The sequence below is a fragment of the Sphingobium sp. CR2-8 genome, from assembly GCF_035818615.1.
Classification (GTDB): Bacteria; Pseudomonadota; Alphaproteobacteria; order Sphingomonadales; family Sphingomonadaceae; genus Sphingobium.
In genome coordinates this window covers 48850-69554 of record NZ_JAYKZY010000001.1, presented here as the reverse complement: position 1 = coordinate 69554, position 20705 = coordinate 48850, and the positions used below count along the sequence as shown (strand labels likewise).

The 20705-nt window shown below is 65.1% G+C and carries 20 protein-coding genes; 19 read left to right on the top strand and 1 reads right to left on the bottom strand.

Translation table 11 applies throughout. The features are described from left to right. Positions 1-90 precede the first annotated feature (90 nt). From U5A82_RS00330 to U5A82_RS00270, 13 genes are all read left to right on the top strand, one after another. Complete coding sequence (locus U5A82_RS00330) at positions 91-1017, top strand: 2-hydroxyacid dehydrogenase (protein ID WP_326287781.1); 927 nt, start codon at positions 91-93, stop codon at positions 1015-1017. 238 nt (positions 1018-1255) lie between these two features. Then, entirely contained in the window at positions 1256-1924 is a 669-nt protein-coding gene (locus tag U5A82_RS00325) for a haloacid dehalogenase type II (RefSeq protein ID WP_326287780.1), read from the top strand. A 99-nt stretch (positions 1925-2023) separates the two neighbouring features. Then, positions 2024-3214 carry an NAD(P)/FAD-dependent oxidoreductase gene (locus U5A82_RS00320; protein ID WP_326288757.1) on the top strand — a complete coding sequence of 397 codons (1191 nt, stop codon included), beginning with the start codon at positions 2024-2026 and terminating at the stop codon, positions 3212-3214. Beyond that, positions 3214-4755, top strand: coding sequence for an ABC transporter substrate-binding protein (locus U5A82_RS00315; protein WP_326287779.1), 1542 nt, complete (start codon positions 3214-3216; stop codon positions 4753-4755). The genes U5A82_RS00320 and U5A82_RS00315 overlap by 1 nt, the downstream gene beginning before the upstream one ends. Then, a complete protein-coding gene (locus U5A82_RS00310; protein WP_326288755.1) occupies positions 4755-5735 on the top strand; it encodes an ABC transporter permease in 981 nt (326 codons plus the stop codon). Before U5A82_RS00315 ends, U5A82_RS00310 begins: the two co-directional genes overlap by 1 nt. After that, positions 5732-6559: an ABC transporter permease gene (locus U5A82_RS00305; protein WP_326287778.1), complete on the top strand. Its 828-nt coding sequence runs from the start codon at positions 5732-5734 to the stop codon at positions 6557-6559. The genes U5A82_RS00310 and U5A82_RS00305 overlap by 4 nt, the downstream gene beginning before the upstream one ends. Continuing rightward, a complete protein-coding gene (locus U5A82_RS00300) occupies positions 6556-8364 on the top strand; it encodes an ABC transporter ATP-binding protein (RefSeq protein ID WP_326287776.1) in 1809 nt (602 codons plus the stop codon). Before U5A82_RS00305 ends, U5A82_RS00300 begins: the two co-directional genes overlap by 4 nt. Then, on the top strand, positions 8361-8666 hold the full coding sequence (locus U5A82_RS00295) for a (2Fe-2S)-binding protein (protein ID WP_326287775.1): 306 nt from the start codon (positions 8361-8363) through the stop codon (positions 8664-8666). Before U5A82_RS00300 ends, U5A82_RS00295 begins: the two co-directional genes overlap by 4 nt. Further along, positions 8648-8947, top strand: a complete 300-nt coding sequence (locus tag U5A82_RS00290; protein WP_326287773.1) for an NAD(P)-binding protein — start codon at positions 8648-8650, stop codon at positions 8945-8947. The genes U5A82_RS00295 and U5A82_RS00290 overlap by 19 nt, the downstream gene beginning before the upstream one ends. Positions 8948-8962: 15 nt before the next feature. Then, a complete protein-coding gene (locus U5A82_RS00285) occupies positions 8963-10021 on the top strand; it encodes an FAD/NAD(P)-dependent oxidoreductase (protein ID WP_326288753.1) in 1059 nt (352 codons plus the stop codon). Continuing rightward, positions 10018-11151: an NAD(P)/FAD-dependent oxidoreductase gene (locus U5A82_RS00280; RefSeq protein WP_326287772.1), complete on the top strand. Its 1134-nt coding sequence runs from the start codon at positions 10018-10020 to the stop codon at positions 11149-11151. Before U5A82_RS00285 ends, U5A82_RS00280 begins: the two co-directional genes overlap by 4 nt. A gap of 64 nt (positions 11152-11215) precedes the next feature. Beyond that, the gene (locus U5A82_RS00275) at positions 11216-11491 is read left to right on the top strand and encodes a type II toxin-antitoxin system ParD family antitoxin (RefSeq protein ID WP_326287770.1); all 276 of its coding nucleotides are present in this window, start codon (positions 11216-11218) and stop codon (positions 11489-11491) included. Continuing rightward, entirely contained in the window at positions 11488-11793 is a 306-nt protein-coding gene (locus tag U5A82_RS00270) for a type II toxin-antitoxin system RelE/ParE family toxin (RefSeq protein ID WP_326287768.1), read from the top strand. The genes U5A82_RS00275 and U5A82_RS00270 overlap by 4 nt, the downstream gene beginning before the upstream one ends. Here the strand turns inward: U5A82_RS00270 and U5A82_RS00265 are convergent. Next, positions 11790-13262, bottom strand: a complete 1473-nt coding sequence (locus U5A82_RS00265) for an aldehyde dehydrogenase family protein (RefSeq protein WP_326287767.1) — start codon at positions 13260-13262, stop codon at positions 11790-11792. The two genes, U5A82_RS00270 and U5A82_RS00265, sit on opposite strands and share 4 nt — an antisense overlap. A 209-nt stretch (positions 13263-13471) precedes the next feature. Between U5A82_RS00265 and U5A82_RS00260 the strand changes: the two genes are divergently transcribed. From U5A82_RS00260 to U5A82_RS00235, 6 genes are all read left to right on the top strand, one after another. Beyond that, positions 13472-14329: a GNAT family N-acetyltransferase gene (locus U5A82_RS00260; RefSeq protein ID WP_326287765.1), complete on the top strand. Its 858-nt coding sequence runs from the start codon at positions 13472-13474 to the stop codon at positions 14327-14329. Further along, positions 14326-15789: an NAD-dependent succinate-semialdehyde dehydrogenase gene (locus U5A82_RS00255; RefSeq protein ID WP_326287764.1), complete on the top strand. Its 1464-nt coding sequence runs from the start codon at positions 14326-14328 to the stop codon at positions 15787-15789. The genes U5A82_RS00260 and U5A82_RS00255 overlap by 4 nt, the downstream gene beginning before the upstream one ends. A gap of 97 nt (positions 15790-15886) precedes the next feature. Then, complete coding sequence (locus U5A82_RS00250; protein ID WP_326287763.1) at positions 15887-16966, top strand: tartrate dehydrogenase; 1080 nt, start codon at positions 15887-15889, stop codon at positions 16964-16966. A gap of 410 nt (positions 16967-17376) precedes the next feature. Next, positions 17377-18789, top strand: coding sequence for an aspartate aminotransferase family protein (locus U5A82_RS00245; protein ID WP_442802141.1), 1413 nt, complete (start codon positions 17377-17379; stop codon positions 18787-18789). A 19-nt stretch (positions 18790-18808) separates the two neighbouring features. After that, positions 18809-19303, top strand: a complete 495-nt coding sequence (locus U5A82_RS00240; RefSeq protein ID WP_066855158.1) for an Lrp/AsnC family transcriptional regulator — start codon at positions 18809-18811, stop codon at positions 19301-19303. 150 nt (positions 19304-19453) lie between these two features. Continuing rightward, the gene (locus U5A82_RS00235; RefSeq protein ID WP_326287759.1) at positions 19454-20599 is read left to right on the top strand and encodes a M20 aminoacylase family protein; all 1146 of its coding nucleotides are present in this window, start codon (positions 19454-19456) and stop codon (positions 20597-20599) included. Positions 20600-20705: the final 106 nt, after the last annotated feature.

The following is a 20705-nucleotide window of genomic DNA, read 5'->3' as shown; positions in this document are numbered from 1 at the left end:
CTCCGGGACGTGCCCATCCCGATCGCCGTCGACGCTCCCCCTCCAAGCTCCGGGGGCGTCGGCGGCGTCTTTTTGTCCGAAGGCGCATCCATGACCCTACTCTACACATCCGATCCGACACGCGGCCGCGTCTGGCGCGATATCTTCGCCGAGGAAGCGCCGGACGTCGATTTCGTCGATCCGTCGCAGCCCTATGATCCCGCTACGATCCGGTATCTGGCCGCCTGGAGCCCGTCGGCCGAACTGATCGCCAGCCTACCCCATCTGGAAATCCTGTTTTCGATCGGCGCAGGCATCGACCAGTTCGACATGGATGCCCTGCCGCCCCATATCCGCGTGGTCCGCATGATCGAGCCGGGCATCGCGGCGGGCATGGTCGAATATGCGACGATGGCGGTGCTGGCGCTGCACCGGAACCTGATCGATTATAGCGAAGCGCAGCGCGAGGGGCGGTGGGCGCCGATCAAGCTGGTCCCCGCGACCGAACGGCGGATCGGCGTCATGGGTCTGGGCAATCTGGGGCAGGCGGTGTTGCAGGCTTTGGCGCCGTTCGGCTTCGCCCTGTCGGGCTGGAGCCGGTCGCCGCGCGAGATAGTCGGCGTCGATTGCCATGCGGGCGAAGAGGCGCTGCCGAACTTTCTGGCGCGATGCGATATCCTGATCTGTCTGTTGCCGTTGACCGACGCAACGCGCGGCATTTTGTGCCGGGACACGCTGTCGCACCTGCCCGCCGGTGCGGGTCTGATCAATGTCGGACGCGGTGGACATCTGGTGGAGCAGGATCTGCTGTCCCTGCTGGACGAAGGCCATCTTTCGGGCGCGGTTCTGGACGTAGCCGATCCCGAACCTTTGCCCACGGACCACCCATTTTGGGCGCATCCGCGCATTCTGCTGACACCGCATGTCGCCAGCATGACCCGCCCGGACGGCGCGGCCCGGGCGCTGATCGCCAATATCCGGCGCTTTGCCGACGGACTGCCGATGGATGGCGAAGTCGCGCGTGACCGGGGCTATTGAGCGCGCGACATTGTCTGCCGTATGCCTGTGCCACTAGGGCTTTTCCCGCTATGCTCAGGCCCTGATGGTCCCTGTAAAAGAAGCGCGGCAAACTATGCCGAAAGCCATGCGATAAAAGGTCCGAATCTGCGCCCCGACCCAAGCCAATCGGATGCATGTTCCGGCTCCGCCATGTCGTAATGCTGCTGTCACATGGCTTTGCAGGCCCATTTCAGAACTCGCAAAGGACGTTCCGCCGATGCCCAATTTCCGGCCCAAATATATCAGCTTCGACTGCTATGGCACGCTGACCCGCTTCCGCATGACCGAGATGGCGACCGCCTTCATGGCCGATCGCATCGCGGCGGAAAGGCTGCCCGCCTTCTGCAAGGATTGGGGCGCTTATCGGTTCGATCAGGTGATGGGCGATTGGGAGCCCTATCAGGAGATCATCCGCAACTCGCTGCGCCGGACGTGCGAGAAGTGGGGCGTTGCTTACAACGAAGCCGACGCCGATGCAGTCTATGCCGCCGTGCCGACATGGGGGCCGCATGACGATGTCGCAGGCGGTCTGAGCCAGATCGGCGACAAGATACCGCTCGTGATCCTGTCCAACGCGATGAACGAGCAGATCCACCATAATGTGGGCCAGCTCGGCGCGCCCTTCCACGCGGTCTACACCGCGCAGATGGCGCAGGCGTACAAACCGCGCATGCAGGCGTTCGAATATATGTTCGACCAGCTGGGCGCGAACCCGGAGGATATGATGCACGTCTCCTCCAGCTTCCGTTACGACCAGAATACGGCGACCGACCTGCATTTCGGGTGCCGCGTGTTCGTGGGCCGTGGGCATGAGCCGTCCAACCCCTTCTATCGCGACGTCGAAATCCCCCATATCGGCTGTCTGCCTGCGGTCGTCGGGCTGTAAGTCCGGCATGGCCGCCTCCCCCTCTCCTACTGGCTCGCCAGCGCGCCGCCCTTCACCGGCGGCGCGAAGGGCGGTGTCGAGGGTTCGGCGGACGTCGCCATCATCGGTGGCGGCTTTACCGGCCTGTCGGCGGCGCTGGCGCTGGCCAGACGAGGGGCGAGCGTCGTGCTGCTGGAGGCGGGGCGGGTCGCAGGCGAGGCTTCGGGACGCAATGGGGGCCAGTGCAACAATGGCACGGCCCATGATTATGGCGCGCTGTCCGCGCGGTTCGACAAAGATATCGCCAAGGCCTATTATCGCGCGCATTGCGACGCGGTCGACACGGTCGAACGGCTGGCGCGCGAAGAGGGCATCGACTGCGACTTCAATCGCTGCGGCCGGGTGAAGCTGGCGGCCAAGCCTGGCCATTATGACAAGCTGGTGCGCGCGCATGATCTGTTGGCGGCGGAAGTGGACCAGAATGTCCGGTTGGTGCCGCCCGAACGCATCCGCGACGAAGTGGGGTCGGACGCTTTCCACGGCGCGCTGATCCAGACGATCAGCGCGCAGGTCCATCCCGGCCGCTTCGGCGTGGGCCTGGCGCAAGCCGCAGTGCGGGCGGGCGCGCATATCTATGAGGGGGCGGAGGTCACGGACATGGCGCGCCAGCCGCGCGGATGGCGCGTGACGAGCGGGCGCGGGACGATCATGGCCAAACAGGTGCTGGTCGCCACGGGCGGCGCGCCGGCCTCTGCGCCATTCGGCTTTTTCCGTCGGCGGATCATATCCGTTGGCAGCTTCATCATCGCGACCGAGCCGCTGGACGACGCGCTGATCGACCGGCTGCTGCCGGGACGGCGCAATTATGTGACCAGCAAGAATATCGGCAATTATTTCCGGCTGACGCCCGACAATCGCCTGATCTTCGGTGGGCGGGCGCGCTTTGCGATCAGCAATCCCCGGTCGGACGCCAAGAGCGGGCGCATCCTTGAGAAGGCGATGGGCGATATGTTCCCGGCCCTTAAGGACGTGGGCGTGGACCATGTATGGGGCGGGATGGTCGACCTGACCGCCGACCGCCTGCCGCGCGCGGGGGAGCAGGACGGGCTCTATTATTCCATGGGCTATAGCGGCCATGGCGTGCAAATGGCGACCCATATGGGGCAGATGATGGCGCGGGTGATGAGCGGGGAGCCATCCGCCAATCCGTGGGATGGTCTCGACTGGCCGAGCGTGCCGGGCCATTTCGGCAAGCCCTGGTTCCTGCCGCTGGTGGGACTGTGGTATAAATGGCAGGATGTGATCCATTGATGGATGGACAGCCGCCCTTTTCCCGGCGCGAGATGATCGGTGCGGGGCTTGGCCTGGGCGCGGGGCTGCTGCTGCCCGATGGCGCGTGGGCGGCCAGCCAGCCGCGCCGGGGCGGACGCATCCGCGTCGCCAGCCTGTCCAGCTCGACCGCCGATACGCTGGACCCGGCCAAGGGTGCGCTGTCGACCGACTATGTGCGCCATCATATGTTCTATAGCGGCCTGACCGAGATGGACCGGCATCTGGTCGCCCGCCCCGCGCTGGCCGAGCGGATCGAGAGCAGCGACCAGACCGTGTGGCATGTGCGCCTGCGCAAGGGCGTCACCTTTCACGACGGCGCGAGCCTGACCGCGCAGGACGTCGTCTGGTCGCTGCTGCGACACAAGGATGCGGCGACGGGATCGAAGATGGCGCCGATCGCCGAACAGTTCGCGCAGGTGAAGGCGGCGGGGAACCGGGATGTCGTCATCACGCTGATCGGTCCCAATGCCGATCTGCCCGCGATTCTGGCCCAGTCGCATTTCCTGATCCTCAAGGCGGGGACGCGCGATTTCAGCATCGCGAACGGCACCGGTCCCTATATATGTGCGCAGTTCCGGCCCGGCGTCCGCACGCTGGCGCGGCGCAACCCCCATTATTGGAAGCCGGGCAAACCCTATCTGGACGAGATCGAGCTGATCGGCATTCCCGACGAGGTCAGCCGGGTCAATGCGCTATTGTCGGGGGACGTCCATCTGGTGATCGCGGTCAATCCGCGATCGACCAAGCGCATCATGGCGTCGCGCGGCCATGCGCTGCTGGAAACCCAGTCGGGCCTCTACACCAATCTCATCATGCAGCAGCGCCAATTGCCGACCGGCAATCCGCATTTCGTGGCGGCAATGAAATATCTGATCGACCGGCCGCTCATCAAGCGGGCGCTGTATCGTGGCTATGCGACGATCGCCAACGACCAGCCGATCCCGCCCTTCCACCCCTACTATCGCGCCGATCTGCCGCAGCGGTCGCTCGACCTGGACAAGGCGAAATGGCATTTGCAGCGCGCGGGGCTGACCGGCGTGCGCCTGCCGATCTATGCGTCGCCCGCCGCCGACGGATCGGTCGACATGGCGTCGATATTGCAGGAATATGGGTCGCGCGTGGGGTTGAAGCTGGCGGTCAACCGGGTACCGGCGGACGGATACTGGTCGACCCACTGGATGAAGCATCCGCTGGGCTTCGGCAACACCAACCCACGGCCGACCGCCGACCTGCTGTTCAGCCTGTTCTACAAATCGGACGCGGCCTGGAACGAGAGCGGATGGAAGAATCCGCGTTTCGACCGGCTGCTGCTGGAGGCGCGGGGCGAGGCCGACCAGGCGCGGCGCAAACAGCTTTATGGCGAGATGCAGGGGCTGGTCCGCGACCATTGCGGGGTCGGCATCCCGGTGTTCATCAGCCTGATCGACGGCTATGACCGGCGGTTGAAGGGGCTGTATCCCGTGTCGCTGGGCGGCCTGATGGGCTATCAGTTCGCGGAGCATGTCTGGTGGGAAGGCTGATGGCGGGCGCGCCGTCCCGCAGCGGCATGCAGGCCGCGCTGAGCCTGATCGCCAGACGTTTCGCGTCGTCTTTGCTCACATTGCTGCTGGTGTCGGTGACGATCTTCGTCATCGCGCAATTGCTGCCCGGCGACGCGGCGCAGGAAGCGCTGGGGCAAAGCGCCACACCGCAACAGGTCGCGGCGCTGCGTCATGAGATGGGCCTCGATCGCCCGGCCTATGTCCGCTACGCTAGTTGGCTCACCGGCATGGTGAGCGGCGATCCGGGCCAGTCGATGGTCGCCAACATGCCGGTGGCGGAGGTGATTTCCAGCCGCCTGCCCAACAGCCTGCTGCTGGCGGCGCTGACCGCACTGGTGGCGGTGCCGGTGGCGCTGGCGATCGGCATCGGATCGGCGATGAACCGAGGTGGTCGGATCGACCGGGCGCTCAATATCGCCACCCTGTCCATGGTCGCGGTGCCCGAATTTCTGGTCGCGACGATCGCGGTGCTGCTCTTTTCGGTGAAGCTGCGCTGGCTGCCGTCCATCGCCCTGGTGTCGGACGATATGGCATGGGGGGATTATCTGCCCGGCGTGGCGATGCCGATCCTGACGCTGAGCGTCATCGTGATCGCCCAGATGGCGCGGATGACGCGCGCAGCGGTGATCGACCAGATGGACCGGCCCTATGTCGAAATGGCGGTGCTGAAAGGCGTGGCGCCGGTGCAGGTCGTGCTGCGCCACATCATGCCCAACGCGATCGCGCCGATCGTCAACGCCGTGGCGCTGAGCCTGTCCTACCTGCTGGGCGGCGCGGTGATCGTGGAGACGATCTTCAACTATCCCGGCCTCGCCAGCCTGATGGTCAATGCCGTCACCAGCCGCGACATGCCGTTGTTGCAGGCCTGCGCGATGATATTTTGCGCCGCCTACCTCCTGCTGATGCTGATCGCGGATGTCACGGCGATCCTCGCCAACCCCAGGCTGCGCGCGCAATGATGGGTTCGGCTTTCCGTAGGGCCAAAGCCCTGCCTTTGTCGGGCAAGGTCGGGCTGGCGCTGGTCCTCTTCTGGCTGGCTGTCGCGCTGGTCGGACCGATGCTGGCGCCCTATCCGGTGGGCGCGTTCGTGGCCTATGATGTGTTCGACGGGCAGTCGGCGGCGCACTGGCTGGGCAGCGACTATCTCGGCCGCGACGTGCTGAGCCGGTTGCTGTCGGGCGCGCGCTATACGGTGGGGCTGGCGGCGGCGGCGGCGATGCTGGCGAGTGCGACAGGAACCGCGCTGGCGCTGACGGCGGCCGTCGGCGGCGCGAAGGTGGACGAGCCGCTGTCGCGCTTCATGGACATGCTGATTTCCATCCCGTCCAAGATCTTCTCGCTGGTGCTGGTGGCCGCTTTCGGATCGTCGCTGCCGCTGTTGCTGTTGATCGCGGCGATCACCTATGTGCCGGGCAATTATCGCATCGCCCGCGCGCTGGCGGTGAATCTGGCGCAGATGGATTATGTGCAGGTGGCGCGGGCGCGGGGCGAAGGGCGATTGCATATCGCGATCGCCGAAATATTGCCCAACATGATCCACCCGCTGCTGGCCGATTTCGGCCTGCGCTTCGTGTTCATCGTCTTGCTGCTGTCGGGCCTGTCTTTCCTGGGGCTGGGCGTGCAGCCGCCCGACGCGGACCTGGGGTCGCTGGTGCGCGAGAATATTTCAGGGCTGGGCGAAGGCGCACTCGCGATCGTGGCGCCGGCGGTGGCGATCGCGACGCTGACGGTCGGCGTGAACCTGCTGATCGACGCGCTGCCGGGACGGGGGAAAGGCCGATGAGCAAGAGGCCCCATGTCGAAGTGAAGGACCTGGTCGTCACCGCGCGCAATGCGGCGGGGGCGGTCTTTCCGATCGTCAGCGGCATCGGCTTCGCGCTGAAACGCGGCGAGGTGCTGGCGCTGATCGGGGAAAGCGGGTCGGGCAAGACGACGATCGCGTTGACGCTGCTGGGCCATGCCCGGCCGGGCGCGCGCATCGCGGGCGGATCGATCCGCGTGGGCGACGCCGAGATCACGGCGCTGGATCGCACCGAGCTGGCGCAATTGCGCGGCAACCGCATCGCCTATATCGCGCAGAGCGCCGCGTCGGCATTCAACCCGTCACGCACGATCATGGACCAGGTGGTGGAGCCTGCGCTGATCCACGGTTTGATGCGGCGTGGCGACGCCGAGGCGAAGGCGGTGGAACTGTTCCGCGCGCTCGCCCTGCCCTTCCCCGACACGATCGGCGCGCGCTATCCGCATCAATTGTCGGGCGGGCAGTTGCAACGACTGATGGCGGCGATGGCGCTGATCACCGACCCCGAACTGGTGATATTGGACGAACCGACCACCGCGCTGGACGTCACGACGCAGATCGAAGTGCTGCGCGCGTTCAAGGCCGTGGTGCTGGAGCGCGGCGCGACCGCCATCTATGTATCCCATGATCTGGCGGTCGTGGCGCAGATGGCCGACCAGATCGTCGTGCTGAGCCAGGGGCGCATCCAGGAGGCGGGGACCGCCGCGCAGATACTACATGCGCCGGCAGATGATTACACAAGGACGTTGATGGCCGCCGCGCGGCCTGCGATCCGCCCGTCGCCGCCCAAGGCCGACCTGCCCGCCGCGCCGCTGCTGGAAATCCGGGGCATGACGGCGGGTTATGGCAAGATCGGCAAGGATGGCCGCCCGCGCATACCCGTGTTGCGCGACATCAACCTGACGATCGAACGCGGCGCGACTTTGGGCGTGATCGGCGAAAGCGGGTCGGGCAAGTCGACCATCGCGCGGGTCATCGCCGGGCTGTTGCCGCCCGCGAGAGGCCAGGTACTGCTGGACGGCGAGCCTCTGCCGCCCGGATTGCAAGGCCGCAGTCGCGAGCAGTTCCGCCGAGTCCAGCTGGTCTTCCAGAATGCCGACACCGCGCTCAATCCCGCGCACAGCGTGGGGCAGATATTGCAGCGGCCGCTGACTTTCTATCATGGGTTGAAGGGCAATGCCGCCCATTTGCGGGTGTTGGAACTGCTGGACCTCATTCGCCTGCCCGCGACGCTGATCGATCGACCGATCGGTGGCCTGTCGGGCGGGCAGAAGCAGCGCATCAACCTGGCCCGCGCACTGGCGGCCGATCCGCAGATCATATTGTGCGATGAAGTGACGTCGGCGCTGGATACGGTGGTGGGTGCGGCCATTTTGGATCTGATGGCGGAACTGCGCCGCGAACTGGGCATCGCGACGATGTTCATCAGCCATGATATCTCCACAGTGCGCGCCATTTGCGACGACATATTGGTGCTTTATTCAGGGACGATGGTCGAGACGGGACCGCGTACCGCGTTTGCCGCCGCACCGTTCCACCCCTATACCGACCTGCTGATCGGATCGGTGCCGGAGATGCGGGCGGGGTGGCTGGAGGAAAGCCATGCCGGTGCTATGCCGCCACCGATCGGACATGCGGGCGACCATCCCGACCTCTGCCGGTTTCTGCCGCGCTGCGCCGCGCGGATGGACGGCCTGTGCAACGTCACGCCACCGCCGCGCCGTCCGCTGGATAAGGGCAGCCGCATCCTGTGTCATTTGGGAGACGAAAGCTTGGTCGCGTCATGAGCCGCTTTGTACGTTTGGGCGAAACCGACCGCCCGCCTGTGATCCTGCATGTCGATGGTGCGCCCGTCGCCGCGCTGAAGGGCGACACGCTGATGGTCGCCATGCTGAGCGCGGGCGGCCGGTTGCGGCAGAGCGAGTTCGGCCCGGAGAAGCGCGCGGGTTTCTGCCTGATGGGCGCGTGCCAGGATTGCTGGGTATGGACCGAGAGTGGCGATCGCCTGCGCGCCTGCTCCACGCTGGCTGCACCAGGCCAGCGCATTCTCACCAGCCAGCCGGAGGCGTCATGGCCAGCCCACGGATAATCGTCATCGGCGCAGGACCATCGGGGACGCGCGCGGCGCAGGCCTGCGTGCAGGCGGGCATCCGCCCCATCGTCATCGACGAAGGGCGGCGCGATGGCGGGCAGATCTATCGCCGCCAACCCGACAATTTCAAGCGGCCCTATGCGAAGCTTTATGGCACCGAAGCCGGGCGGGCGCGGGCGTTGCATGAGACGTTCGATGGGCTGAAAGGCGCGATCGATTACCGGCCCGAAACGCTGGTCTGGAACATTGCGGGCGGGCAAGTGTGGACAGCGAGTTAGACAGTTCAGGACGCTATCCCGTTCGATGCGCTGTTGCTGTGCACCGGGGCGACCGATCGGCTGATGCCGGTCAAGGGCTGGCAATATGCGGGGGCCTATAGTCTGGGCGGGGCGCAGGTCGCGCTCAAGAGCCAGGCGGTGTCGATCGGACGCAGGGTCGTGTTTCTGGGATCCGGGCCGCTGCTCTACCTGGTCGCCAGCCAATATGCGGAGGCCGGGGCGGACGTGGCGGCGGTGCTGGATACCGTGCCGTTCAGCGCACGGGTCAGGGCTTTGCCCGACCTGCTGGCGATGCCGTCGGTGTTGTGGAACGGCGTGGCGCTGACGCGGACGCTGACGCGCGCGGGCGTGGCGGTGCATCATGGCGTGACGCCGATCGAGATCATGGGCGATGCCGACGCCGGGGTCGGCGGCATCCGGTTTCGCACGGGGTCGGGCAAGGTGGAGACGATTGCCTGCGACGCGGTGGCAATGGGGCATCATTTGCGGCCCGAAACCCAGCTGGCCGATCTGGCGCGCTGCGATTTCGCCTTCGATCCGGGCACGCGGCAATGGTTGCCGCAGCGCGACGGTGATGGGCGATCGAGCGTCGCTGGCATATATCTGGCGGGCGACGGCGCGAAGATATTGGGCGCGCGATCGGCCGAGGCAAGCGGACGGCTGGCGGCCTTGGCGGCTTTGGCTGATTTGGGACTGCCGATCGACAAGGGCGAGATGACGAGCCTGCGGGGCGATGTGGCGACCTATGCCAAATTCGCGCGGGGGCTGGCCACGGCTTTCCCCTGGCCCGCAGCGCAGGCGAGCGCCTTGCCCGACGACGCGATCCTGTGCCGGTGCGAGGGGGTGAGCGCGGGCGACCTGCGCGCGGTGATGCGCGAGACAGGTGCGAAGGAGGCGAACCGCGCCAAGGCATTCAGCCGGGTCGGCATGGGGCGGTGTCAGGGGCGTTATTGCGGGCTGGCCGCCGCCGAGCTGATCGCTGCGGAAAGTGGGGTGCCGGTCGAACAGGTCGGGCGCTTGCGCGGGCAGGCGCCGGTCAAGCCGTTGCCCATCGCGATCGGAGACGACCAATGAGCGCGGCCAGCGACGTCATCATCGTGGGCGGCGGATTGATGGGATCGTCCGCCGCGCTGTTCCTGCGCGGGCATGGGATTTCGGTCACTTTGCTGGAAACCGACCTGATCGGGCGGCAGGCGAGCGGCACCAATTTCGGCAACGTCCGGCGACAGGGTCGCGCGATCCACCAGTTGCCGCTGGCCAACCGCGCCATCGCCATCTGGCGCAAGTCGCGCGAACTGTTGGGCGCGGACGTCGAATATCTTCAGTCGGGGCACATCCGCGTTTGCTATCGCGAACGGCCCGAACTGGTCGGGTCGATGGAGGATTATGCAGCGCAGGCGCGCGAGGAAGGGCTGGACCTGGAATTGCTGAGCGGCAATGCGCTGCGCGACAAATTCCCCTTTTTCGGGGCGGATGTGCTGGCGGGTTCCTATTCCCCGACCGATGGGCATGCCAATCCGCGGCTTGCCGCCCCCGCCTTCGCTCGCGCGGCGCAGCGGATGGGCGCGGTAATCCACGAAAATACGAAGATCGTGGACGCGCAGAAGGTGGGCGAGGATTTCATCGTTACCGCAGCGGACGGGCGGACGTTTCGCGCGCCCACCTTGCTGGTGACGGCGGGGGCATGGGGCAATGCGCTGTCCAGCCAATTCGGCGAACCGGTGCCGATCGTGCCGCGCGGCCCCAATATGAGTGTCACCGAACCGGTGCCCTATGCCATCCTTCCCGCCGTCGGGGTGATGACGCCGATCGAGGAGGAGACGGTCTATTTCCGACAGGTCGCGCGCGGCAATATCGTGCTGGGCGGCAGTACGCGCGGGCCATCCTTTCCCGACCAGTATCGCGCCTATGTCGAGCCGCAAAATACGCTGAGCCAGTTGAAGCAGATCCGCAGGCTCGCGCCTTCGCTGGGCAGGCTCAACATCATCCGGGTCTGGTCGGGGATCGAGGGCTATATGCCCGACAGCCAGCCGGTGATGGGGCCGAGCGCGACGACCAGCGGGCTTTATTATGCCTTCGGCTTTTCGGGGTCGGGATTCCAGATCGGGCCGGGCGTGGGCGAGACGATGGCGGAGATCATCGCGACGGGCACGACGGATATTCCCATGACGCCCTATCGCATCGGGCGGTTTGCGGCGGGCTGACATGTCCGGCTGGTCTGGCATATCCTCATAAATATGATAAAGTATGATCGTGAGGAGAATGGCCATGTCAACGATCGAGCGAATGACGGTGACGATGCCCGCCGAAATGGCGGCGTTCGTCAAAAGCATCGTCGAGACGGGCGACTATGCGTCGACGAGTGAAGTGGTGCGGGAGGCGATCCGTGATCTTAAGGCCAAACGCAGCCAACAGGTCCAGCAATTGGAAGCGCTCCGGAACGATATAGCCAAGGGGCTGGCCGATATCGGTGCCGGTCGACTCGTGCCGTTTGACACCGATGCGATCGTTGCACGCGGGAGGGCGTTATTGGCCGATACTTGATCCGCCTGACCGAAACAGCGGAAGCCGATTTGGCGGACATCTGGTTGCACATCGCCATGGCGTCATCGGAAGAGCGGGCGACCCGCTACATTCGATCGGTGCAAACAGCATTGATGCGGTTGGAAGAATTCCCCTTGTCCGGCCCGCCTCGCGATCATCTGGCAGCGGGGCTGCGCACGCTGCTTCATGGTAGCTATGCTGCCTATTATCTGTTTTCCGGCGAGGACATCGTGGTCGTACGTGTCGTCCACGGCGCACGCGATCTGGATGCCCTGGCCGCCAGTGATGGGTTCGGATCTTAGAATTCGATCAAGGCGACCTTCGTCTTGAGGTTCGCCATATAGGCTTCGCGGCCCAGATCCTTGCCGATGCCCGATTGCTTGTAACCGCCGGTGGGCAGGATGAAGTCGTTGCTGCGGCCATAGCGGTTGACCCAGATGGTGCCGGCTTCGAGCGCACGGGTCGCACGCAGGGCGCGGCTGAGGTCGCCGGTATGAACGCCCGCGGCGAGGCCATAGTCGCTGTCATTGGCGAGCGCATAAGCCTCCTCCTCATCGGCGAAGGTCTGGACGGTCAGGACCGGGCCGAAGATTTCGCCCTGCACGGCTTCGCTTTTCTGGTCGACGTTGGCGAGCAGGGTCGGGGCGAAATAGCTGCCCTCCTGCGGTGCGGTGGCGCGGCCGCCGCCGGTCAGCGCCTGCGCGCCCGATGCGATCGCGCGCGCGACGATGCCGTCGATCCGGTCGAGCTGGCCGTCCGAGATGATCGGCCCCAGCGTCGTGTCCGCCGCCCAGGTCGGTCCTGCCTTATGCGCATCGAAGGCGGTGAGGAGGCGGTCGATTACCTGGTCGGCGACCTTGTCCTGCACCAGCAGGCGTGATCCGGCAACGCAGACCTGCCCGGCATTGAGCGTGATGGCGCGGGCGACCAGGGCCGACGCCTGGTCAAGCCCGGCGTCGGCGAAGATGATCTGCGGGCTTTTGCCGCCCAGTTCCAGCGTGACCGGCTTTGGCCCGGTTTGCGCGCAGGCCGCCATGATCGCGGCGCCGGTGCGGGTGGAGCCGGTGAAGGTAACCTTCGCCACTTCGGGACGACGGACCAACGGGTCGCCGACGCTGCGGCCATCGCCCTGCACGATGTTGAAGATGCCTGCGGGCAGCCCGGCCTGGATCGCCAGTTCGGCCAATCGCACGATGCTGAAGGGCGTTATTTCCGAGGGCTTGAGCACGATGCTGTTCCCCGCCGCGATGGCGGGCGCGATCTTCCATCCCGCCATCACCAGCGGCAGGTTCCAGGGTGCGATCGCCGCGACCACGCCATAGGGTTCGGTGATGGTGAGGCCCAGCTTGTCGGGCGTGGTCGCCGCGACTTCGCCGCCCACCTTGTCCACCCATTCGGCGAAGAAGCGGATGGTTTCGGCGGTATAGCTCAAGTCCCAGACGTTGATTTCCTTGAGCATCCGGGTGGACCCCAGCGCTTCGAGCGGGGCCAGCGTGGCGGCGTCCGCTTCGATCAGGTCGGCCCAGCGGCGCATCACCTTCATCCGGGCGCGCGGGTCGCTCTGCGCCCAGCCGCTGGTCTTGTAGGCCTGCTGCGCGTCTTCGACGGCCTGGGCGAGTTGGTCCGCATCGACGCTGTCGAGGTCCGCCTGGATACGGCCGTCGGACGGCCGCCGCACGACGATCGCCGGTCCCCGTCCGGCGACCCGGCGCCCGCCGATGAAATTATTCGCCTGCGGCAGGCTGATCTGATCGGGGTCGAAACCGTCCACGGCGCGTGTCTCCTTTTTCGGCAGTCGCCCGCCACAATAGGGGCGAGCGACGGCATGTGTTGCAGTTGCGCGGGAAAATCCGCGCGATAATCTTCCAAAATCAGGGTGAAGGCAGCAGCCAATGCTTAGGGCCGCCCGCTAATAGTCGATCATAGACGATTCCCATTGTAAGCAGGCGGGCGCCCCTTCCCCGCCGAGGAGCAAGATGCATGGCGACAGATATAGAGGCGATGGTGGACCTGCGGCGCATGACGCCGGACGATCTGGCCGCCGCCCATATGCTATCGAGCGAGCAGAAATGGCCGCACCGGATCGAGGATTGGGAGATGCTGTTCGGCCTGGGTTTCGGCTATGTCGTCGAGCGCGACGGCGTGGTGGTGGGCACCGCGATGGCGTGGCTATATGGGCAGGATGCCGCGACGCTTGGGATGGTCATCGTGTCGCCCCAGGCGCAGGGCATGGGCCTTGGCCGACGGTTGATGGACGCGGTGCTGGGCGATCTGGGGTCGCGGACGGTATTGCTGAACGCCACCGACGAGGGCGCGCCGCTTTATCGCAAGATGGGGTTTGAACCCATCGGCCCGGTGTTCCAGCATCAGGGCGCGGCCTTTGCCGTGCCGATGGCGGAGCTGATCCCCGACGAACGGGTCCGCCCGCTGGGCGTCAAGGATATGGCGACGCTGCGCGATCTGGCGCGACGGGCTACGGGGATGGATCGCGATGCGTTGCTCGATGCGTTGGTGCCGGGCGCGCAGGGCGTGGTGCTGACCCGGCACAACGAGCCGGTGGGCTTTGCGCTGTTTCGGCGATTTGGGCGCGGCTATGTCGTCGGGCCGACGATTGCGCCCGACACGGGTGGGGCCAAGGCGCTGATATCCCACTGGCTGGGGTCCAATAGCGGCATGTTCTGCCGCCTGGACGTGCCGGAGGAAAGCGGATTGGGCGGCTGGCTGGATGAGTTGGGCCTGCCGTGTGTCGGCCGGGTGATGCGCATGGTGCGCGGGCCTGCACCGGCCAGCGATCCCATGGTCACGACCTTTTCCCTTACCACGCAGGCGCTCGGATGACCCTTAGCCTCAACAATCCCACGCTGTTCATCGAACGCGCCTTCATCGGCGGAACCTGGGTCGGCGCGACTTCGGGTGCGAGCCTGCCGGTCGACAATCCCGCCACCGGCGCGATCATCGGCACCGTGCCCGATTGCGGGGAGGCCGATACGCAGGCCGCCATCGCGGCGGCCGAGGCGGCCTTCCCGGCCTGGAAGGCGCGGACCGCCGCCGATCGCGCCGCCGTCCTGGAACGCTGGCACGCGTTGGTGCTGGACAATGTCGGCGATCTGGGCCGCATCATGACCGCCGAACAGGGCAAGCCGATCGCCGAGGCGGAGGGCGAGATCCGCTATGCCGCCAGCTTCATCAAATGGTTCGCGGAAGAAGCGCGCCGGGTCGATGGCGGTATCATCCCCGCGCCCGAAGCCGATCGCCGCATATTGGTGATGAAGGAGCCGGTCGGCGTGTCGGCGGCGATCACGCCATGGAATTTCCCGGCGGCGATGATCACCCGCAAATGCGCGCCTGCCCTGGCGGCGGGTTGCCCGGTGGTGGTCAAGCCGTCCGAACTGACGCCCTTCACCGCGCTGGCGCTGGCGAAGCTGGCGGAGGAAGCGGGTTTCCCGGCGGGCGTGTTCAATGTGGTCACCGGCATGCCGACCGCGATCGGCGGAGCGCTGACGGCCAGCCCCGTCGTACGCAAATTGTCCTTTACAGGATCGACGCGGGTAGGCGCGTTGTTGATGCGGCAATGCGCCGACACGATCAAGCGGGTCAGTTTTGAACTGGGTGGCAATGCGCCGCTGATCGTGTTCGACGATGCTGATATCGATGTTGCCGTCGCCAGCGCGATGGTCAGCAAATTCCGCAATGCCGGGCAGACCTGCGTCTGCGCGAACCGCATATTGGTGCAGGACGGCGTGTACGAGCAGTTTGCGCAGAAGCTGGCCAAGGCAGTGTCGGACCTGCGGATCGCGCCGGGTGATGTGCCGGGCAGCACGATCGGGCCGCTGATCAACGTCGCGGCGGCCGACAAAGTGAAGGCGCATGTGGACGATGCGTTGGCGCACGGCGCGACCTTGTTTGCGCAGGCGCCGCAGGGGGCGACGGGCGATCGGTTCGCGACACCGGTCGTCCTGACCGGGGCGACGCGGGCCATGCGGCTGGCGGAGGAAGAGACGTTCGGGCCGGTCGCGCCGCTGTTCCGCTTCACCCATGAAGAGGAAGGCATCGAACTCGCCAACGCCACCAGCTACGGTCTGGCCGCCTATTTCTATACCGAGAATCTGCATCGCGCCTTCCGCGTGGCGGAGCGGCTGGAGGCGGGCATGGTGGCGCTGAACAGCGGGGCGATCGCGATGGAATGCGCGCCGTTCGGCGGGGTCAAGATGTCCGGCCTGGGCCGCGAAGGGGCGCATGCGGGGATCGAGGAATATCTGGAAACCAAGGCGTTCCATATTGCGGGGTTGAAGCTTTAAGAACCGCCTTTCCCCCGTTCGGGCTGAGCCTGTCGAAGCCCTCTACTTCTCAAGACAAAAAAGCCCTTCGACAGGCTCAGGGCGAACGGAGTATGTTATGTCCGCAAGCAACCGCACCTACGCCATTTCCGTGATCCCCGGCGACGGGATCGGCAAGGAAGTCATGCCCGAAGGCATTCGCGTGCTGGAGCAGGCGGCGAGCCTTTATGGGTTCAGCATTACCCAGAGTTGGCAGGATTTCGCCTGCTGCGACTATTATGCCAAGCACGGCCAGATGATGCCGGACGACTGGAAGGAACGGATCGGCAAGCCCGACGCCATATTCTTCGGCGCAGTGGGTTGGCCCGATACGGTGCCGGATCATGTGTCGCTGTGGGGATCGCTGCTCCAGTTCCGGCGCGAATATGACCAATATGTCAATCTGCGCCCGGTGCGGCTGATGCCCGGCGTCCCCTGCCCGCTGGTGGGCCGCGAGCCGGGCGACATCGATTTCTGGGTCGTGCGGGAGAATACCGAGGGCGAATATAGCTCCGTCGGCGGCAAGATGTTTCCCGGCACCGATCGCGAAATCGTGATCCAGGAAACGGTGATGACCCGGCATGGCACCGACCGGGTGCTGCGTTACGCCTTCGACCTGGCGGCGACGCGGGACCGCAAACATGTCACGTCGGCGACCAAGTCGAACGGCATAGCGATCACCATGCCGTGGTGGGACGAGCGGGTGGTAGAGATGGCGAAACATTATCCGACCGTCACCCATGACAAATATCATATCGACATTCTAACCGCGCAGTTCGTGCTGAACCCCGACCGGTTCGATGTGGTCGTGGCGTCCAACCTGTTCGGCGATATCTTGTCCGACCTTGGCCCCGCTTGCACCGGCACGATTGGGGTCGCGCCTTCGGGCAATATCAACCCGGACGGCACGCACCCTTCCCTGTTCGAGCCGGTCCATGGGTCCGCGCCCGACATCGCGGGCTTGGGAGTAGCCAATCCGGTAGGGCAGATCTGGTCGGCGGCGATGATGCTGGAGCATCTGGGCGAAGCGGAGGCCGCCGCCGCGATCATGCGGGCAGTGGAGACGGTGCTGGCGGAGCCGGGCCTGCGCACCGGCGACCTGAAGGGCACGGCCAATACCGAGCAGTGCGGCAAGGCGATTGCCGACGCGCTGAGCTGACAGACGATATCGGCGGGACGCTTAACTTCGCACATTTCCCGCCGATTTCGACATTTTGTTGCGCGCGGCTGATCCTATCAAAAAGCTGGTGGTGCCGCTGAGCTGGATGACAGCCAAGCCTCGTGTTCCACGGTGAGGCAGGAGTCCAGCCGGGAGCCTGGAACTGGACCCCGGCCTTCGCCGGGGCACTATCGCCTTGTCTATGAGCATCCATGTTTACATCCCCAATCTGGTCATGAGCAAATTCGTGAGGAACGTTCCCCACGATCAAACGGGATATGGTGGCATGGCAGGCATCCTGTAGGACAGCGGCATAATATGCTGCGGCACTTTGCGATTACGGAGAGCGATGGTGCCTGGTCCCACCATATCGGGCTATCGCCCCGCAGCATGGGGGATAGGCTGACCGCATAACCACCATGGCGAGCGACCCGACGATGCACCAATCCAACCGATCCCTGCTGGACATCGACCGCGATCATCTGATCCATTCGGTCACGTCCTTCCGCGCCCATGAAGCGCGCGGTGCGACCATGTTGCAAAGCGGCAAGGGCATGTGGTTGACGGACATGGACGGCCGCGAACTGCTGGACGCCTTTGCCGGGCTATGGTGCGTCAATGTCGGCTATGGTCAGGACAGCATCGTGGAGGCAGCGGCCGAGCAGATGCGCCGCCTGCCCTATGCGACGGGCTATTTCCATTTCGGCAGCGAACCCGCCGCGCGGCTGGCGCAGCGGCTGGTCGACCTGAGCCCCGAGGGGCTGGACCATGTCTATTTCACGCTGGGCGGGTCGGATGCGGTGGATTCCGCCGTCCGCTATATCACCCATTATTATAATGCGATCGGCAAGCCGGCGAAGAAGCAGTGCATCGCGCTGGAGCGTGGCTATCATGGATCGAGCAGCACCGGCGCGGGGCTGACGGCGCTGACCAATTTCCATCGCAATTTCGACCTGCCGCTGCGCTGGCAGCATCATATCGCATCGCCCTACCCCTATCGCAGCGACCTGGAAGGCGACGACGCCGCGATCATCGCCCGGTCGGTGCAGGAATTGAAGGACAAGGTCGCGGCACTGGGGGCCGACAATGTCGCCGCTTTCTTCTGCGAGCCGATCCAGGGATCGGGCGGGGTTATCGTGCCGCCGGTTGGCTGGCTCAAGGCCATGCGGCAGGCCTGCGACGAACTCGACATCCTTCTGGTCGCAGACGAGGTGATAACGGCGTTCGGCCGCACCGGCCCGATGTTCGCCTGCGAAGCGGAAGATGTGTCGCCTGACCTGATGACCGTCGCCAAGGGCCTCACCGCCGGTTACGTGCCGATGGGCGCGCTGCTGATGTCGGACAAAGTCTATCAGGGTATCGCCGATGGCGCGGCGCCCGATGTCGCGATCGGCCATGGCGCGACCTATTCGGGCCATCCGGTGAGCGCGGCGGTGGGGCTGGAAGTGCTGCGGCTCTATACCGATGGTGGCATATTAGCGAACGGGCAGAAGGTCGCCGCGCGCTTCGACGCGGGGCTGGCGGGGATCGCGGATCATCCGATGGTGGGCGACACGCGCGGGCGGGGCCTGCTGGGCGCGATCGAACTGGTCGCGGACAAGGGCGGCAAGACGCGCTTCGATCCCGCGCTGAAACTGGCCGACCGGCTGTTCGCCAAAGCCTATGACAATGGCGTCATCTTCCGCGCCTTTGCCGACAATATCATCGGGCTGGCCCCGGCGCTCTGCGCGTCGGATGGAGAGATGGACGAGATCTTCGCGCGTATCCGCAAAACGCTAGACGATATGCTGGAAGAAGCGGATATTCGCGCGGCGCTGGGATAAGAAACGGGGAGCAAGGCATATGTTGGGCGGACCCAGACTGGACAGGATCGACCTCAAGATCCTGACGCAGCTTCAGCAATCAGGCCGCATCACCAATGTCGAGCTGGCCGATGCGGTCGGCCTGTCGCCCAGCCCGTGCCTAACCCGCGTCAAGCGACTGGAGAAGGCGGGCTATATCACCGGCTATGGCGCGCATATCAACCTGCACAAGCTGGGCGAATATCTGACGGTCTTTACCGAAGTCACGCTGACGGAGCATCGCGCGGGCGACTTTTCGCGGTTCGAGACCCGCATCCGCAAGCTGGACGAGATCGTCGAATGTCATCTGGTGAGCGGCGGATACGACTATCTGCTGAAATTCGTGACGCGGGGCGTGGCGCATTATCAGTCGATCATCGAAGGGATGCTGGAAAGCGATTACGGGATCGAGAAATATTTCAGCTATGTCGTGATCAAGTCGCCCTTCATCAAACATCATTACCCGATCCAGCATCTGTTCGGTGAGCAGCGGTAGGGTCTATGCCGTGCGCCACATGGTAGCTGGCAGCAACTGCTTGTTCCCCGGCGAAGGCCGGAGTCCAGGTCGGATCGTGGGACTGGACCCCGGTCTTCGCCGGGGAACACTATGATGGCGAGATTCAATTTTCGTGATGGGCTTTTTTGCATGACCGACATTTCCGACCTGATCGAACCGCTGATCGCGTTCCGCCGCGACATTCATGCGCATCCCGAGCTTGGCTTTTGCGAGCATCGCACGGCAGGTCGCATCGCCGAGCAATTGCGCGCGCTGGGGCTGGAGGTGCATGAAGGGATCGGCAGGACCGGTGTGGTCGGCGTGTTGCGCCATGGGACGTCTTCGCGCAGCATCGGCCTGCGCGCGGACATGGATGCGCTGCCGATCCATGAACAGACCAACCTGCCCTATGCCAGCACGACGCCGGGCAGTTTCCATGGCTGTGGCCATGACGGGCATGTCGCCATGCTGCTGGGCGCGGCGCAGCATTTGGCGCGCAGTCGCCATTTCGATGGGACCATCAACTTCTTCTTCCAGCCCGCCGAGGAAGGCCAGGGCGGCGCGCGCGAGATGGTCAATGAAGGGCTGTTCGAACGATTCCCCTGCGACCGCGTGTTCGGGCTGCACAATTGGCCCGACCTGCCTGCCGGGACGATCGCGACGCGGCCCGGCCCGATCATGGGCGCAGCCGACAAGTTCGAGATCCGGCTGGAAGGGCGCGGCGGCCATGCGGCAATCCCGCAGGATACGCCCGACGCGATTTTTGCTGCAGCAGCATTGGTGCAGCAATTGAACGCGATCGTGTCGCGCCGCATTGCGCCCACGGCGTCGGCCGTGCTGTCCATCACGCAGATTCATGGCGGGCATACGCATAATGTGATCCCCGAGCTGGTGACGGTTTCCGGGACGGTGCGGACATTCGATCCGGTGGTCCAGGACCGGATCGAGGCGTCGATACGCGAGATTGCAGCCGGCGTCGCGCTGGCGGGGGAATTGTCCGCGACCGTCGATTATCAACGCTATTATCCCGCGACGATCAACGATGCAGAAGCGGCGCAGGAAGCGCTGGACGCCGCAGCGAGCGTGGGCGAAGCGCGGCTGGCGCCCGACCCGGCCTTCACGTCGGAGGATTTCGCCTTCATGCTGCAAGCGTGCAAGGGTGCCTATATCTGGTTGGGACAAGCCAAGCCCAAGGGGTCGATGCCGCTGCACAACCCGCATTATGATTTCAACGACGATGTGCTGGGGTTGGGCATCAAGTTGCATGTCGCGTTGGCGGAACGGCATTTGGGCTGATGCTGGGGTCCCGTCTTACGCTCAGAACTGGACCCCGGCCTTCGTTGGGGAACAACAGGCCGTAGTTTCCAATGAAGGTAAGTGGGTTTCAGCCCGCACGGCTTTT